The organism is Rubrivivax gelatinosus (assembly GCF_016583785.1).
Taxonomy (GTDB): domain Bacteria; phylum Pseudomonadota; class Gammaproteobacteria; order Burkholderiales; family Burkholderiaceae_C; genus Rubrivivax; species Rubrivivax gelatinosus_B.
Map to the genome: position 1 here is coordinate 1 of NZ_NRRU01000213.1, position 1,414 is coordinate 1,414.

Annotated in this window: 1 protein-coding gene and 1 pseudogene; both read right to left on the reverse strand. The window is 72.6% G+C overall.

Annotated features, from left to right (window positions below; translation table 11 throughout):
• Positions 1-143: 143 nt before the first annotated feature.
• On the reverse strand, positions 144-827 hold the full coding sequence (locus tag CKO43_RS25405; RefSeq protein ID WP_200232405.1) for a mechanosensitive ion channel family protein: 684 nt from the start codon (positions 825-827) through the stop codon (positions 144-146).
• A 14-nt stretch (positions 828-841) separates the two neighbouring features.
• Positions 842-1,414, reverse strand: a pseudogene (locus tag CKO43_RS25410) (alpha-amylase); the annotation flags it as partial.

The window sequence follows — 1,414 nt, forward strand, 5'->3', positions numbered from 1 at the left end:
GCGTGGGGGCCGGCGTGCAGGGGCGGGGTTTGCTTGTCCATGGCTTCATCGTCGCAAGAAACCGGCCGCGCCGTGGATAGTCCCAGAACTGAGGCCCGTGTAGGACGGTGGCGCATCGCCGCCGCGGACGGGCGGCCGCGCCCTCAGCGCCCGCGCGGGTCGTCGCGGCGCGGGAACCAGTGCTCGATCAGCGCCGCCGCGCGCTCGCGGCCGCCGATGCCGAAGGCCAGCGCGAGCGCGAACACGATGCCGGTCAGCAGGATCAAAAAGGTCTGCTGCACCAGGCCGCCGCCGATGTCCAGGTGGTCGATCGCGATCAGCAGCACGAAGGTGACGATGGCGTACTGGACGATGCGCGCCAGGATCTCGGCGTCGCCGATGCCGACGCCGCGGCAGTAGGCCAGCACCGACTGGCCGACGAAACGCCCGAAGTACAGCCCGAAGACCAGCACCAGCAGCGCCACCAGCAGCCGCGGCAGGAACAGCAGCACACGCGACAGCAGCTCGGTCACCTGCGACAGCCCCAGGCCGTTGAAGGCGACGATCAGCGCGCCCAGCATCACGACCCAGAAGACGATCAGCGCGAACAGGTCGCTGGTCGTCTTGTCGGTGCCACCCTGCTGCAGAAAGCCGTCGAAACCGGCGCGTTCGCTCAGCACGTGGAAGTTCAGCGCCTTCAGCGTCTTGCCGGTGGCAAAACGCGCCGCCTTGGCCAGCAACCAGCCGGCGACGGCGATGGCCAGCGCCACGCCCAGGCGTGGCAGAAAGGCGCCGGCCTGCGCCAGCAGCGCACGCAGCGGGTCGAATGCGAGGTCCAGGGTATCCATCGGAAGTCTCCCGTTTACGGCCCGGCGTGGCGCAGCAGCGCAGCCAGTGCGGCCAGCGGCGTGGTGGCGCCGGCGGGGCGACGGCGCAGCTCGTCGTGCAGCTCGCGCAGCGCGGCGTCGATCTCGAACAGGCGCAGCGTCGGCGCCGCGCCTTCGAAGGCGTCGGCGCCGCCGACCAGGCCCAGCGCCAGCGCCTGTTCGGCATAGCTGGCGACGAAAGCGCGGCGCAGGTCCTGCGCCCAGGTCTCGGCCAGCGCTTCGCGGCGCAGGTTCTCGGCCTCGGTGTGCGTGCCGATCTGCAGCGCCGCGCCGCGCACCAGGTCCAGCGACAGCAGCAGGCCGGCGACGTCGCGCAGCGGCGACTGGCGGGCGCGGCGGTCGGCCAGCGGCAGGCTGTCGTCGCCTTCGAAGTCGGCGAAGACGAAGTCGTCGTGCACCAGCAGCACCTCCTGCAGCCGCAGCGCGCCGTGGATGCGGAACTTGGGCCCGCCGGCACCGTGTGCGGCGCAGGCCGCGAGCGTGTCGCGCAGCGCCGGGCCGGCCGCCGCCAGCCGCCGCGCCAGCGGCTGCTGCGCTGCCGGCAGCCG